Here is a 14,337-nt window from a genome sequence, read left to right on the forward strand (position 1 = left end):
CATTGCGCCCCACATAGGAGCGGCCCATCAAACCGCTATTCGCCAAGGGACCCTCGCTCGGCGTGCGCCTGCTGGCGTTCGCCGTGCTGTCCGCCGCCCTGATGGTGGTGGATGCGCGCTTCGAGACCCTCAAGCCCGTTCGCAGCCAACTGGGATCGGTCCTGACGCCCTTCTATTGGCTGGCGGACCTGCCTGTGCGCGTGTGGGATGGCATCAGTGACCAGTTCACCAGCCGCAGCGTGCTCATCGCCGAGAACGAGAAGCTCAAGGCCGAGGCCCTGCTGATGCAGCGCCGACTGCAGAAGCTGGCGGCCCTCACCGAGCAGAACGTGCGCCTGCGCGAGCTGCTCAACTCCTCCGCTCTGGTGGACGAGAAGGTGCTGGTGGGGGAGTTGATCGGCGTCGACCCCAACCCCTTCACCCACCGCATCCTCATCGACAAGGGTGAGAAGGATGGTGTGTTTCTCGGTCAGCCGGTGCTCGATGCCCGGGGCCTGATGGGGCAGGTGGTGGAAGTCATGCCTTACACCTCCCGCGTGCTGCTGCTCACCGACACCACCCACAGCATCCCGGTGCAGGTGAACCGAAACGGCCTGCGCGCCATTGCCAGCGGCACCGGTAACCCGGAGCGCCTGGAGTTGCGCCATGTGGCCGACACGGCCGACATCAAGGAAGGCGACCTGCTGGTGAGTTCCGGCATGGGTCAGCGCTTCCCGGCAGGCTACCCGGTGGCCACCGTCAAGGAAGTGATCCACGACTCTGGCCAGCCCTTCGCCATCGTCCGCGCGGTGCCCACTGCCGCCCTCAACCGCAGCCGTTACGTGCTGCTGGTATTCACTGACACCCGGAGCCCCGAGGAGCGTGCCAACGCCGCTGCCGAGGCCCAGGAAGCCGCTGACCGCGAGGCCGCCAGCAAGGCCGCTCAGCCCCAGGGCGCTGCGCAGCCGGCACCGGCTGCGGCACCTGCTGCATCCCCGGCGCCGGCAGCCGCTCCCGCTGCGCCTGCCCAGGCGGCTCCCGCTTCCCGAGGCAACCACTGATGGCCACTGCGCGCCCCCGCAATGGCTGGGTGATCGGCTTCAGCCTGCTGGTCTCCCTGCTGCTCAGCGTTGCACCGATGCCCAGTTTCATGGAGGTCGGTCGCCCGCTGTGGCCCGCCCTGCTGCTGACCTACTGGACCCTGGCGCTGCCCCAGCGCGTGGGCATGACCACCGCCTGGATCGTCGGCATCGCCCAGGATGTGCTCTACGGCTCGCTGCTGGGGCAGAACGCCCTGGTGCTGGCCCTGGTCACTTTCCTCGTGCTCAATCTTCACCAGCGCCTGCGCATGTTCCCCATGTGGCAGCAGAGCCTGGTGCTGATGGTGGTCTTCGGTCTGGCGCAACTGGTGCAGCTCTGGCTCAACGCCCTCACCGGCAACCGCCCGCCGACCCTCTTGTTCCTTCTGCCCGCCCTGGTGAGCGGGCTGCTCTGGCCCTGGATCTTCGCCGCCATGCGCGGCCTGAGTCGGCGCCTCAACGTCCACTGATCGCCTTGCGGCCATGCCGCGGGGCCTTCTCGACATGGAGAAGTCTGCATGGCCACGCTCCACCTGGCCTCCGGATCGCCCCGCCGCCGCGAACTGCTGGCGCAGATCGGCGTTCCCTTCCAGCCCCTGGGCGCTCCCATCGATGAAACCCCGCTGCCCGGTGAATCCGCGCCGGCTTACGTCGAGCGCCTGGCCCGGGAAAAGGCCGCCGCCGGCCTGGCAGCGCTGGGTGCTGCGAGCGACGGCCACTGCGTACTGGGTGCCGACACTGCCGTGGTGCTGGACGGTCGCATCCTCGGCAAGCCCCTGGACCGCGAGGACGCGCTGGCCATGTTGGCCGCGCTCTCCGGGCGCGAACACCAGGTGCTCACCGCCGTGGCCCTGATCGACAGCTCCCGCTGCCTCTCCCGTCTGGTGACCAGTCAGGTGCGCTTCCGCGACATCTCCCCGGCCGAGCGCGAGGCCTACTGGGCCAGCGGCGAGCCCAGCGACAAGGCCGGTGGCTATGCCATCCAGGGCCTGGGGGCGGTCTTCGTCGCCGATCTGCAGGGCAGCTATTCCGCCGTGGTCGGGCTACCGTTGCTGGAAACGGCGGAACTACTCGGGCAGTTCGGCATTCCTTGTTGGCAGCGCCTCAGGTAGGTTTTCAGCATGAGCGAAGAGATTCTGATCAATATCACGCCGATGGAATCGCGCGTGGCGGTGGTGGAGAACGGCGTGCTGCAGGAAGTGCACGTCGAGCGTACCCAGCGTCGCGGCATCGTCGGCAACATCTACAAGGGCAAGGTGGTGCGTGTGCTGCCGGGCATGCAGGCGGCTTTCGTCGACATCGGCCTGGACCGTGCCGCCTTCATCCACGCCTCGGAAATCTCCACCCGCGAAGGCACCGCGGTGGAGAACATCAGCGCGCTGGTCCATGAGGGGCAGAGCCTTGTGGTGCAGGTCACCAAGGACCCCATCGGCACCAAGGGCGCACGCCTGACCACCCAGTTATCGATCCCCTCGCGCTACCTGGTGTACATGCCGCGTACCGCCCATGTGGGCATCTCCCTGAAGATCGAGGACGAAGCCGAGCGTGAGCGCCTCAAGCAGGTGGTGGCCGATTGCGTGGCTGCCGAGGGCATCGAGGAAGCCGGTGGCTTCATCCTGCGCACGGCTGCCGATGGTGCCCGCCGTGAAGATATCCTGGTGGACATCCGCTACCTGCGTCGCCTCTGGGAGCAGATTTCCGGGCAGATGCAGACCGCCTCCACTCCCTCGGTGATCTACGAGGACCTGAGCCTGGCCCTGCGCACCGTGCGTGATCTGGTGAATCCGCGCATCGAGAAGATCCGCATCGACTCCCGCGAGACCTTCCAGAAGGTCACCCAGTTCGTCGACGAGCTGATGCCCGAGATCGCCGACCGCCTGGAGCACTACCCCGGCGAGCGGCCGATCTTCGATCTGTACGGCGTCGAGGACGAAATCCAGAAGGCCCTGGAGCGCAAGGTGCTGCTCAAGTCCGGCGGCTACCTGATCATCGACCCCACCGAGGCGATGACCACCATCGACGTGAACACCGGTGCCTTCGTCGGTCACCGGACCCTGGAAGAGACCATCTTCAAGACCAACCTCGAGGCCGCCACCGCCATTGCCCGCCAACTGCGCCTGCGCAACCTCGGCGGGATCATCATCATCGACTTCATCGACATGGAAGACGAGGAGCACCAGCGGCAGGTCCTGCGGACCTTGGAGAAGCAGCTGGAGCGCGACCACGCCAAGACCAACATCATCGGCATCACCGAACTCGGCCTGGTGCAGATGACCCGCAAGCGCACCCGCGAAAGCCTCATGCAGAACCTCTGCGAGCCCTGCCCGAGCTGTCAGGGGCGCGGCATGCTGAAGACGCCGGAAACCATCTGCTACGAGATCTTCCGCGAAATCCTCCGCGAGGCCCGCGCCTACCAGGCCGAGGGCTACCGAGTGCTGGCCAACCAGAAGGTGGTGGACCGCCTGCTGGACGAGGAGTCCGGCAATGTCGCCGACCTGGAGGCCTTCATCGGGCGCACCATCAAGTTCCAGGTCGAGGCCATGTATTCCCAGGAGCAGTACGATGTCGTCCTGCTCTGAGGGCCCCCGCTGAATGGCGCGCCAGGGTCTGCTACTGGTCACCCTCCTAAGAACCCTCCTGGCCCTCTGTGCACTGGGGCTGGTGTTGGCCGCGCTCTATGTCAGCCTCGGTCGGCAGCTGGTGCCGATGGTGGCCGAATACCGCGACGACCTGCGCACCCGCGCCAGCGATGCCTTGGGCCAGGATGTCGAGATCGGTGCCCTGGAAGGCAGCTGGCAGGGCTTTGCACCCGTGGTGGTGGCCCGTGACGTGGTCATCGGCCAGGGCGACGAGGTGCTGCGGCTGGATCAGGTCCGACTGGTGCCGGATGTGCTCGGCAGCCTCCTGCAGCGTGCGCCCAGGCTGGCCAGCATCGAACTAGACGGCCTGAACCTGCAGGTGGTGCAGGATGAAAGCGGCCATTGGGCCGTCGCGGGCATGCCGGCCCGCCCCGATTCCCCCGCGCTGCGTCCCGCCCAGTTGATCCAGGGTTTCCAGTCCGTGGGGCGGTTCGCGCTGGTCAACAGCCAGGTCACCGTTCAGCCCTGGCAGCAGCAGCCGGTGACCTTCACCTATGTGGAGGCAGCGCTTTCCGGTAGCGCATCGTCCCAGCAACTGGAGGGGCGCCTGGTGCTGGCCGATGGGCAGCCCCTGAGCCTGCGTCTGGATACCCGCCTGGACCCCGAGGACTGGCTGGCCAGCGAAGCCCGTGCCTACCTGAGCCTGCCTCAGACCGATTGGGCCCGCTGGCTGCCCCAATCGCTCGCCAGCGACTGGCGCTTGAGCAAGGTGCTGGGCGGCGGTGAACTGTGGGCGGAGTGGGCCCGTGGCGAGCTGCGCCGTGCGGTGAGTCGGTTGCGGATCGGTGAGCTGAAAGGCGGCCGCCGCGACCAGGCAGCCGTGACCCTCCAGGACCTCGCGGTGGACGCCTATTTCGACCGCACCGCTTCCGGCATGAGACTGCAGTTGGACTCCCTGGCCATGACCGTGGGCGAACAGCGCTGGGGCGGCGTGCACCTGCTGGCCGAAGAGGGCGGCAGCGACGGCGCGCGGGAGTGGCGTGTGCGCGCTGACCGCATTGACCTGCAACCCTTGGTGCCCCTGGTCAAGGGGCTTGCGCCCCTCAACGACCTGGCGCGGGAACTGGTGGACGGCCTCGACCCCAAGGGCGCCCTGCGCAACGTACAGGCCACCTGGCGCCCGGATGCCCCTCTCGGTCAACGTCTGACCTACAGCACCAACCTGGAACGCCTCAGCTTCGGCGCTGTGCGCGGTGCGCCGGCGGCGGAGAACGTCAGTGGCAGCCTGACTGGCAGCCTGGCTGGCGGCGAGCTGCGTCTGGACGCCGATGATTTCGCCCTGCACCTCGACGATCTGTTCCCCAAGCCCTGGTACTACCGCGAAGCCCACGCCCGGCTGACCTGGACGCTGGACGAGCAGGCTTTCACCCTGGCTGCCCCCTATCTGCGGGTGGAAGGCGAGGAGGGCCATATCGCCGGGGACTTCCTCATCCGCCTGCTGCGCGACCCTGACGGCGAGGACTACATGGACCTGCGCGTCGGTCTCAGCCAGGGCGATGCGCGTTTCACCGAGAAATACCTGCCGACCCTGTCCCCCGGCCTCAGCCCGGAGCTGGCGGGGTGGCTCAAGCGTTCCATCAAGGGCGGCAGCATCGACGAAGGCTTCTTCCAGTACCAGGGCTCCTTGCGGAACGCCTCGCCGCCGGAGGCGCGCTCCATCAGCCTGTTCTTCAAGGTGCGTGACGCCCAGCTTGATTACCAGCCCGGCTGGCCGACCCTGGCTGAGGCCCGCGGTGACGTGTTCGTCGAGCACACCGGCGTGCGGGTGCGGGTACCCAGCGGCCGCATCCTCGACAGCCAGGTCAGTGACGTCCACGCCGACGTGCCCCACGTGGACAGCGGCAAGGTACCTCATCTCAAGCTGAGCGCCCGACTCGACAGCAGCTTCACTGACGCTTTGAAGATCCTCCAGCAGGCACCGACTCCCGCCGCGCAGATCATGGCCGGCTGGCAGGGCGAAGGCACCCTGGACGGCAACCTGGACCTGGACATCCCCCTGGCGAAGGCTGGCGGTGAGCCCCGTGTGGTGGTCGACCTGGCCACCCAGGACGCGCGCCTGCGCTTCTCCATTCCCAGCCTCGAACTCAGCGCCCTGAACGGTGCCTTCCGCTACGACACGGCCAGCGGTCTGAGTGGCAAGGACATCCGTGCCCGGGTCTTCGGTCGCGACGTCGTTGCCCGTGCCACGGCCGAAGGCCGCAAGGGGCAGGCGCGCAGCCGCATCCAGGCCAATGGCGTGGTGGCGCTGAAGGACCTGACCAACTGGCTCGGTGTCAATCGCCCGTTGCCGGTCAGCGGCGCGGTGCCCTATCGGCTCGACCTGCTGCTGGACGGCAAGGACAGTCAACTGAAAGTGGATTCGTCCCTCAAGGGCGTGGCCATCGACCTGCCGGCGCCCTTCGGCAAGTCTGCCGAGACTGTGCGTGACAGCCAGTGGCGCATGACCCTGGATGGCGCCGAACGCCGTTACTGGTTCCAGTACGCCGACCTTGCCGATCTGACGCTGGCGGCTCCTGCGAACGATTTCTCCGGCGCCCGTGGCGAGCTGATGCTCGGCTCCGGGCGTGCCGTGCTGCCCACCACCCGTGGCGTGCGCGTGCGCGGCGTGCTGGATGACCTCGACCTGGATGCCTGGCAGGCCGTGCGCCAGCGTTACGCCGAGAAGGATGCCGGCAATGCCGTCGGCTTGCTGCAAAGTGCCGACCTGCGCATCGGCCGGTTCAGCGGCATGGGGCTGGAGTTGCAGGACTTCCGCGTTGGCCTGCAGCGGGGTGAAGCGGCCTGGAAGGTGGACCTGGACAGCGACCTGCTGCAGGGCGCCATCAGCCTGCCGGACGCTCAGGGTGCACCGGTGGTACTGGACCTGGCGCGTCTGCGCCTGCCCAAGCCGGCCGACGACAAGGCCGATACCCCTGGTCCCGACCCGCTCAAGGATCACGACCCCCGTTCCCTGCCCGCGCTGGACGTGCGCATCGCCCAGGTTCAGCTTGGCGATGAGCCACTGGGGGCCTGGTCGTTCAAGGCACGTCCAGTGGCCAGAGGCACCCAGTTCAGCGAGCTGTCGCTGGACCTCAAGGGGCTGCACATCGACGGTACCCTTGGCTGGGAGGGCAGCGTGGACGCCAGCAGCACTTGGTACAAGGGGCGCCTGGAAGGCAAGAACCTCGCCGACGTGCTGCTGGCCTGGAAGTACGCGCCCACCGCCACCAGCGAGCGCTTCCGTCTAGATGTGGACGGGCGCTGGCCCGGCTCGCCGGCCTGGGTCAGCCTGAAGCGCTTCAACGGTTCCCTCGATGCCGCGCTGCGCAAGGGGCAGTTCGTCGAGGCCGACGGCAGTGCCCAGGCCCTGCGAGTGTTTGGCCTGCTCAACTTCAACTCCATCGGCCGCCGCCTGCGCCTGGACTTCTCCGACCTGCTGGGCAAGGGCCTGGCCTACGACCGGGTGAAGGGCGTGCTGGAGGGCACCGACGGGGTCTTTGTGACCCGCAAGCCCATCGTGCTCGAAGGGCCCTCCAGCGGGCTGGAGCTCAATGGCACCCTGGACATGGCCCACGAGAGCATCGACGCCAAGCTGCTGGTGACCCTGCCGGTGACCAACAACCTGCCGCTTGCCGCACTGATCGTCGGCGCCCCGGCCATTGGCGGTGCGTTGTTCGTGGTGGACAAGCTGCTGGGGGACCGGGTCGCCCGCTTCGCCAGCGTGCAGTACAAGGTGCGCGGCCCCCTGCAGGACCCGAAGTTCACCTTCGACAAGCCGTTCGAGAAACCCGATTCATGACGGGCCGTTGCATGGCCGTTGTCGTACGCCGGAGGACGCCATGGAGTTCGCGGTAATCCAGATGACCAGCCAGGACGATGTCCTGGCCAACCTCGACGCCGCTCGGCGCCTGCTGGCCGACGCGGCAGGGCAGGGCGCGCGCCTGGCCGTGCTGCCGGAGAACTTCGCCGCCATGGGCCGGCGCGACCTGGCTCGGTTGGGCCAGGCCGAGGCCCGTGGCGAAGGGCCGATCCTGCCCTGGTTGAAACAGACCGCTCGCGACCTCAGGTTATGGATCGTGGCCGGCACCTTGCCGCTGCCACCCGAAGGCTGCCCGGACGCCAAGCCCAACGCCTGCTCGCTGCTGGTGGATGAGCACGGCGAGCGGGTCGTGCGCTACGACAAGATCCACCTGTTCGATGTGGACGTGGCCGATGCGCGGGGGCGCTATCGCGAGTCCGACGACTACGCCTTCGGCGACCACGTGGTGCTGGCCGATACGCCGGTCGGGCGGCTGGGGCTGACGGTCTGCTATGACCTGCGCTTCCCCGAGCTGTACGGCGCATTGCGCGAGGCCGGGGCCGAGTTGATCACCGCGCCGTCGGCGTTCACGGCGGTTACCGGTGCGGCACATTGGGAGGTGCTGGTGCGCGCCCGCGCCATAGAGACCCAGTGTTACCTGCTGGCGGCCGGGCAGGGCGGCGTTCATCCGGGGCCACGGGAAACCCATGGGCATTCGGCTATCGTCGATCCATGGGGGCGTGTCCTGGCCGAGGTCGGAAAGGGTGAGGCGGTGCTGCTGGCCCGGCGCGATGCCGAGGAGCAGCGGGCAATCCGCCAACGAATGCCGGTGACGGCACACAGACGATTCAAGACGCCGGCCGAACCCGCGCCGGTGCTTACGGAGTAGCTATGAGCCAGATGTTGTTATCCGTCAGTGACCGCCTGCTGGCACCGGGCGGCCTTGCCATCGAGCAGTTGCAGGGTGTCCTCGGCGAGTTGGCCGGTCCGGGCATCGATGCCGCCGACCTGTATTTCCACGGGCTGGTTTCCGAGTCCTGGGTGCTGGAAGACGGCATCGTCAAGGACGGCAGCTTCCACCTCGACCAGGGCGTGGGCGTGCGTGCCCAGTCCGGCGAGAAGACCGGCTTCGCCTACAGCAACGCCATCACCCCCGAGGCGCTGAGCCAGGCGGCCCGCGCGGCCCGCTCCATCGCCCGGGCCGGGCAGCAGGGTCGCGTGCAGGCATTCGCCAGCCCCGAAGTGGCCCGGCTCTATGCGCCGGACAGCCCGCTGGACGTGATCAGCCGTGCCGAGAAGGTCGCGCTGCTGCAGCGCATCGACCAGGCCACCCGCGCGCTCGACCCGCGCATCAAGCAGGTCACCGTGAGCATGGCGGGGGTCTGGGAGCATGTGCTGGTGGCCGCCAGCGACGGCAGCCTGGGCAGCGATGTGCGCCCGCTGGTGCGTTTCAACGTCAGTGTGATCGTCGAGCAGAACGGTCGCCGCGAGCGCGGCGGACATGGTGGCGGCGGGCGGACCGACTACCGCTACTTCCTCCAGGAAGACCGCGCCATGGGCTACGCCCGCGAGGCGCTGCGCCAGGCGCTGGTGAACCTGGAAGCGGTGCCGGCACCGGCCGGTACGCTGCCGGTGGTGATGGGTGCCGGCTGGTCCGGCGTGCTGCTGCACGAGGCGGTGGGCCACGGCCTGGAAGGCGATTTCAACCGCAAGGGCAGTTCGGCCTACAGCGGCCGCATCGGCGAGAAGGTCGCCTCCAGCCTGTGCACCATCGTCGATGACGGCACCCTGGCCGGTCGCCGTGGTTCGCTGAGCGTGGACGACGAAGGCACCCCGACCCAGTGCACCACGCTGATCGAGAACGGCGTGCTCAAGGGCTACATGCAGGACAAGCTCAATGCGCGGCTGATGGGTGTGGCGCCCACCGGCAACGGCCGTCGAGAGTCCTACGCGCATCTGCCGATGCCGCGCATGACCAACACCTACATGCTGGCGGGTGAAAGCGACCCGGAAGAAATCATCGCCTCGGTCCAACGCGGCATCTACTGCGCCAACCTCGGCGGTGGCCAGGTGGACATCACCAGCGGCAAGTTCGTGTTCTCCACCAGCGAGGCGTATTTGATCGAGAACGGCAAGATCACCGCGCCGGTGAAGGGCGCGACGTTGATCGGCAACGGGCCGGAGGCGATGAGCCGGGTGTCTATGGTGGGCAACGACCTGGCGCTGGACAGCGGTGTGGGGACATGTGGCAAGGACGGGCAGTCGGTGCCCGTGGGCGTCGGTCAGCCGACGCTGAAGATCGATGCGATCACTGTGGGAGGCACCGGCGCCTGATGCGGCGCGGTGTTACGGGCCGTTGGCCCCGGCGTGGCCGGGGTGCGGGCCCGTGGCGGTCTTCAGCGCAGGCCGCGCTGGATTTCGTCCAGTTCGCGGATGTACTTGAAGACCTTGCGTGCGGCGGCGGGCGGTTTGTTGCGGGCCGCTTCGTGCTGGGCATGGCGGATCAGGCCGCGCAGGTGCTGGCGGTCGGTGTCCGGGTAGTCGGCCACGAAGGCTTCGAGGGTTTCGTCGTCGCCGGCGATCAGGCGATCACGCCAGCGCTCGAGGCTGTGGAAGCGCTCGTTGTATTCGCGGGTGGTGTTGTCGACCTGGTCCACCATGGCGACGATGGCCTCGACATCCTGCTCGCGCATCAGCTTGCCGATGTACTGCAGGTGGCGTTTGCGGGCGATGTGAGCCTTGTGCTTGGGCGCCTCGATCAGGGCCTTGCGCAGCGCATCGGTGAGCGGGAGCTTGTCCTGCATGTCGGGCTTGAGGGTGGTCAGGCGTTCGCCCAGGTCCTGCAGGGCCTGCAGCTCGCGTTTGACCTGGGACTTGCTCTTCTCTCCGGAGAAGTCGTCGTCGAGATATTCAGGCATGGGGGTGGTCCAGTGGAAAACGCCGCCATGATAACCAGTCGGAGGGGGATTGTCCGTCCCGGCTGGCGCCGCGTTCGCGGCGGGTGGGGCAGGGTGCGCGGCGCCCGCCCCGTCGAAACGGGTTTGAGAAATCGGAGTGGCTATGAGTGACGTACAAGGTGTTGGCCCGCAGGCCCTTCCGGAGCTGCAGGCGCAGGTAGAGCGCATCATCGCCGAGGCCGCCCGTCAGGGCGCGACGGCATGCGAGGTGGCGGTGTCGATGGAACAGGGGTTGTCCACCACGGTGCGCCAGCGCGAGGTGGAGACGGTGGAGTTCAACCGTGATCAGGGTTTCGGCATCACCCTTTATGTGGGGCAGCGCAAGGGCTCGGCGAGCACCTCGGCCAGCGGCGAGGATGCCATTCGCGAGACCGTGGCGGCGGCCCTGGCGATTGCCAAGCACGCCTCGGAAGACGACTGCGCGGGGCTGGCCGACCCGGCCCTGATGGCTCGCGACCTGCCGGAGCTGGACCTCTACCACCCCTGGGCCATCAGCCCGGAGCAGGCGGTGGAGCTGGCGCTCACTTGCGAGGCAGCGGCCTTCGATGCCGATCCGCGCATCACCAATGCCGACGGCACCACCCTCAGCACCCACCAGGCCTGCCGCGTGTACGGCAACAGCCATGGCTTCGTCGGGGGCTACGCCAGCACCCGCCACAGCCTGAGCTGCGTGATGATCGGCGGTAGCGAAGGCCAGATGCAGCGCGACTACTGGTACGACGTGAACCGCATTGGCACCCAACTGGCGGACCCGGCGAGCATCGGTCGCCGCGCCGCCGAGCGTACCGTCAGCCGCCTGGGGGCCCGGGCGGTACCCACCTGCGAGGTGCCGGTGCTGTTCGCGGCGGAGCTGGCCACGGGGCTGTTCGGCAGCTTCCTGTCGGCCATTTCCGGCGGCAACCTGTACCGCAAGTCTTCCTTCCTGGAGGGCGCGCTGGGCCAGCGCCTGTTCCCCGAATGGCTGAGCATCGACGAGCGCCCGCACATCCCGCGCGCCATGGCCAGTGCAGCGTTCGACAACGATGGCCTGGCCACCTACGCCAAGCCGTTCGTGGAGAAGGGCGACCTGGTGTCCTATGTGCTGGGCACCTATTCCGGGCGCAAGCTCGGCCTGCCGAGCACGGCCAATGCCGGTGGTGTGCACAACCTGTTCGTCAGCCATGGCCCGGAAGACCAGAAGGCGCTGCTGCGCCGCATGGGGCGTGGCCTGCTGGTGACTGAGCTGATGGGACAGGGGCTGAACATGGTCACCGGTGATTATTCCCGTGGTGCGGCCGGCTACTGGGTGGAGAATGGCGAGATCCAGTTCCCGGTGCAGGAAGTGACCATCGCCGGCAACCTGAAGGACATGTTCCGCCAGATCCTCGCTGTGGGCTCCGACCTGGAGATGCGCGGCAACATCCGCACTGGCTCGGTGTTGATCGAGCGGATGACTGTTGCTGGCAGCTGATCGCTTCTACATGCTCCGTCCCTGAGAACGCGCCCAATGGGCGCGTTTTCGTTTCTTTTCCCGCTTTTTCAAGCGCTTTCATCGAAGCGCGGCCCACGGCTGGCGTGCGGGCTTGCACAACGGCGCCTGGTAATTATCTCTAAATATTATTATTCTCATTCGCGAATGATTTTCGTTAGAGGTTTGCCATGCAGTCCTGCCGCGAGGAAAACCCGGCTACCGCCCGCTGGCGCTCGACCGGCCTGCGCATCCGCTGCGCGCTGTGTCCGGATGAGCCGCGCCTGCTGGTGCGTTACCTGAACGAGGCCCGGCAACTGGCCGAGCGCCAAGGCGCCTCGCCCTGGCGCATCTTCGAGGCCTGCCTCGACCTGCTGCTGCGCAGCGCGGAAGACCGCGCGCTCCCGGCCCACTGGCGGGCGCAGTGCCTGGACTACGCCTACCTCCCCCTGCAGGAGCTGCGCCACCACGCGCGCAGCTCTGCCCTGCAGCGCCGCCTTCGCGCGCTGCAATGGCGCCTGGCGACCCTGGACCTGGCGCCGTCCCTCCGTTACCACGATCCCGAAGAAGGAGCCCAGCGTGACTGACACCCGAATCGAACGCGACAGCATGGGCGAGCTGGCCGTGCCCGCCCATGCCCTCTATGGCGCTCAGACCCAGCGGGCAGTGAACAACTTCCCGGTATCCGGCCTGCGGATGCCGGCACCCTTCATCCGTGCCCTGATCCTGGCCAAGGCGGCTGCGGCCCGCGCCAATGTGGAACTGGAGCAGATCAGCCCGGCCATGGGCGATGCCATCGTGGGGGCCTGCCAGGAGCTGCTGGCTACGGACTTCATGGCGCACTTCCCGGTGGATGTGTTCCAGACCGGCTCCGGCACCAGTTCCAACATGAACGCCAACGAGGTGATCGCCACGTTGGCCGGGCGCCTGCTCGGCGAGCCCGTCAGCCCCAACGACCATGTGAACTGCGGGCAGAGCAGCAATGATGTGATTCCCTCCAGCATCCACATCAGCGCGGCCATCGAACTCACCGAGGGCCTGCTGCCGGCGCTGGGTCATCTGCTGCAGGTGCTGTGTGAGAAGTCCCTGGCGGTCCGTCCTTATGTGAAGACCGGGCGTACCCACCTGATGGATGCCATGCCGGTGCGCATGAGCCAGGTGCTCGACGGCTGGGCACAGCAGGTGCAAAGCAACATCGAGCACCTACGTGGGCTGCTGCCGAGCCTGCAGCAACTGGCCCAGGGCGGCACGGCGGTGGGCACCGGGATCAACGCCCATCCGCGTTTTGCCGAACGTTTCTGCGATGAGCTGAATACCCTGACTGCTCTGCACTTCGTCCCAGGCAGCAACTTCTTCGCCCTGATCGGCTCCCAGGACACTGCGGTGGCCTTGTCCGGTCAGTTGAAGACGGTGGCTGTGTCGCTGATGAAGATTGCCAACGACCTGCGTTGGATGAACTCGGGGCCGCTTGCCGGACTGGCAGAAATCGAGCTGGAGGCCCTGCAGCCGGGCTCTTCGATCATGCCGGGAAAGGTCAACCCGGTGATTCCGGAAGCGACGGCGATGGTGGCCGCCCAGGTGATCGGCAACGACGCCGCCATCACCCTGGCGGGGCAGTCCGGCAACTTCGAACTGAACGTGATGCTGCCGCTGGTGGCCCATAACCTGCTGGGCAGCCTGCAGGTGCTCACCACCAGCAGCCGCCTGCTGGCGGACCGCGCCGTGGCGAGCTTCACCGTCAACCAACCGAAGCTGAAGGAAGCGCTGTCGCGCAACCCCATCCTGGTGACGGCGCTGAATCCCATCATCGGTTACCTGAAGGCGGCGGAAATCGCCAAGCAGGCCTACCGCGAGGGACGCCCGGTGATCGATGTGGCCGAGGAGCACACCGCGCTGTCCCGGGGCGAACTGGAGCAGTTGCTCAACCCCGAGAAACTCACCGAGGGCGGCCTCTAACCGCCCCACCGGGCGCCATTCCGGTGGCGCTCCTGTCCTGGAGGTGTCGCATGGAATATTGGAAACGCATCATCACAGCGGGCAACCGCTATTTCCAAGAAGGGGACTGGATCGAGGCGCGCGAGCTTTACCTGCGCGCGCTCGCTCAGGCGCAGATGTTGCTGGAGCGCTGGCCGGAGCCGGCCGAGGCGGTATCGGCACTGGTGGTTTCGTACCACAACCTGGGCGATCTGCACCTGATGCTGGAGCAGCCGGAAGAAACCGCAGAGTACCTCTGTGCCTGCCACGAGAGGCTGCTGCAACTGGTGTATGACGCGCGCCAGCCGCAGGACCTGCGGGAGATGGCGCAGCGCCACAGTGGGCGGACCTACGCCACGCTGATGCACTTCATCCAGGAGCACGGTACCTACCCGCGCACCGATCGTTTGCTGGATGGCGGCACCCCCGTCGCCCGTCGGGCACCCGCCATGAGCCGCCAATACCACTGAGAGAGGAACATCCT

At 67.3% G+C, this 14,337-nt stretch carries 12 protein-coding genes; 11 read left to right on the plus strand and 1 reads right to left on the minus strand.

All coding sequences use genetic code 11. The features are described from left to right. Positions 1–26: 26 nt before the first annotated feature. Genes mreC through tldD form a run of 7 tightly spaced genes read left to right on the plus strand, consistent with a single transcriptional unit; the run spans position 27 to position 9,809 of the window. Positions 27–1,040 carry a rod shape-determining protein MreC gene (gene mreC, locus A9G05_RS05810; RefSeq protein WP_083265502.1) on the plus strand — a complete coding sequence of 338 codons (1,014 nt, stop codon included), beginning with the start codon at positions 27–29 and terminating at the stop codon, positions 1,038–1,040. Beyond that, positions 1,040–1,528, plus strand: a complete 489-nt coding sequence (mreD, locus tag A9G05_RS05815; protein ID WP_069560064.1) for a rod shape-determining protein MreD — start codon at positions 1,040–1,042, stop codon at positions 1,526–1,528. Before mreC ends, mreD begins: the two co-directional genes overlap by 1 nt. A gap of 48 nt (positions 1,529–1,576) precedes the next feature. Next, positions 1,577–2,170 carry a nucleoside triphosphate pyrophosphatase gene (locus tag A9G05_RS05820; RefSeq protein ID WP_069560065.1) on the plus strand — a complete coding sequence of 198 codons (594 nt, stop codon included), beginning with the start codon at positions 1,577–1,579 and terminating at the stop codon, positions 2,168–2,170. Between the two features lie 9 nt (positions 2,171–2,179). Next, the gene (gene rng, locus A9G05_RS05825) at positions 2,180–3,637 is read left to right on the plus strand and encodes a ribonuclease G (RefSeq protein WP_069560066.1); all 1,458 of its coding nucleotides are present in this window, start codon (positions 2,180–2,182) and stop codon (positions 3,635–3,637) included. Positions 3,638–3,650: 13 nt separating this feature from the next. Further along, positions 3,651–7,475, plus strand: a complete 3,825-nt coding sequence (locus A9G05_RS05830; RefSeq protein ID WP_069560067.1) for a YhdP family protein — start codon at positions 3,651–3,653, stop codon at positions 7,473–7,475. A 40-nt stretch (positions 7,476–7,515) separates the two neighbouring features. Then, positions 7,516–8,364 carry a carbon-nitrogen hydrolase family protein gene (locus tag A9G05_RS05835; protein WP_069560068.1) on the plus strand — a complete coding sequence of 283 codons (849 nt, stop codon included), beginning with the start codon at positions 7,516–7,518 and terminating at the stop codon, positions 8,362–8,364. A 2-nt stretch (positions 8,365–8,366) separates the two neighbouring features. Further along, entirely contained in the window at positions 8,367–9,809 is a 1,443-nt protein-coding gene (tldD, locus tag A9G05_RS05840) for a metalloprotease TldD (RefSeq protein ID WP_069560069.1), read from the plus strand. A gap of 62 nt (positions 9,810–9,871) precedes the next feature. On the opposite strand, the gene yjgA is transcribed toward tldD, so the two are convergent. After that, positions 9,872–10,393 carry a ribosome biogenesis factor YjgA gene (gene yjgA, locus A9G05_RS05845; RefSeq protein ID WP_069560070.1) on the minus strand — a complete coding sequence of 174 codons (522 nt, stop codon included), beginning with the start codon at positions 10,391–10,393 and terminating at the stop codon, positions 9,872–9,874. Between the two features lie 142 nt (positions 10,394–10,535). Here yjgA and pmbA point away from each other — a divergent pair, with 142 nt between their 5' ends. The 4 genes from pmbA (at position 10,536) to A9G05_RS05865 (ending at position 14,323) form a co-directional block, all read left to right on the plus strand. Then, on the plus strand, positions 10,536–11,882 hold the full coding sequence (gene pmbA / locus A9G05_RS05850) for a metalloprotease PmbA (RefSeq protein ID WP_069560071.1): 1,347 nt from the start codon (positions 10,536–10,538) through the stop codon (positions 11,880–11,882). Positions 11,883–12,070: 188 nt separating this feature from the next. Next, positions 12,071–12,466: a hypothetical protein gene (locus tag A9G05_RS05855; RefSeq protein ID WP_069560072.1), complete on the plus strand. Its 396-nt coding sequence runs from the start codon at positions 12,071–12,073 to the stop codon at positions 12,464–12,466. Beyond that, positions 12,459–13,835: a lyase family protein gene (locus tag A9G05_RS05860; protein ID WP_069560073.1), complete on the plus strand. Its 1,377-nt coding sequence runs from the start codon at positions 12,459–12,461 to the stop codon at positions 13,833–13,835. Before A9G05_RS05855 ends, A9G05_RS05860 begins: the two co-directional genes overlap by 8 nt. Positions 13,836–13,885: 50 nt before the next feature. Beyond that, positions 13,886–14,323: a tetratricopeptide repeat protein gene (locus A9G05_RS05865; protein ID WP_069560074.1), complete on the plus strand. Its 438-nt coding sequence runs from the start codon at positions 13,886–13,888 to the stop codon at positions 14,321–14,323. Positions 14,324–14,337 lie beyond the last annotated feature (14 nt).

It is taken from the genome of Pseudomonas sp. ENNP23, from assembly GCF_001728945.1.
Lineage (GTDB): Bacteria > Pseudomonadota > Gammaproteobacteria > Pseudomonadales > Pseudomonadaceae > Metapseudomonas > Metapseudomonas otitidis.

Coding starts and splice junctions, on each gene's coding strand:
- mreD (WP_069560064.1), top strand. CDS start 1,040: ATGGCCACTGCGCGCCCCCGCAATGGCTGGGTGATCGGCTTCAGCCTG.
- A9G05_RS05820 (WP_069560065.1), top strand. CDS start 1,577: ATGGCCACGCTCCACCTGGCCTCCGGATCGCCCCGCCGCCGCGAACTG.
- rng (WP_069560066.1), top strand. CDS start 2,180: ATGAGCGAAGAGATTCTGATCAATATCACGCCGATGGAATCGCGCGTG.
- A9G05_RS05830 (WP_069560067.1), top strand. CDS start 3,651: ATGGCGCGCCAGGGTCTGCTACTGGTCACCCTCCTAAGAACCCTCCTG.
- A9G05_RS05835 (WP_069560068.1), top strand. CDS start 7,516: ATGGAGTTCGCGGTAATCCAGATGACCAGCCAGGACGATGTCCTGGCC.
- tldD (WP_069560069.1), top strand. CDS start 8,367: ATGAGCCAGATGTTGTTATCCGTCAGTGACCGCCTGCTGGCACCGGGC.
- yjgA (WP_069560070.1), bottom strand. CDS start 10,393: ATGCCTGAATATCTCGACGACGACTTCTCCGGAGAGAAGAGCAAGTCC.
- pmbA (WP_069560071.1), top strand. CDS start 10,536: ATGAGTGACGTACAAGGTGTTGGCCCGCAGGCCCTTCCGGAGCTGCAG.
- A9G05_RS05855 (WP_069560072.1), top strand. CDS start 12,071: ATGCAGTCCTGCCGCGAGGAAAACCCGGCTACCGCCCGCTGGCGCTCG.
- A9G05_RS05865 (WP_069560074.1), top strand. CDS start 13,886: ATGGAATATTGGAAACGCATCATCACAGCGGGCAACCGCTATTTCCAA.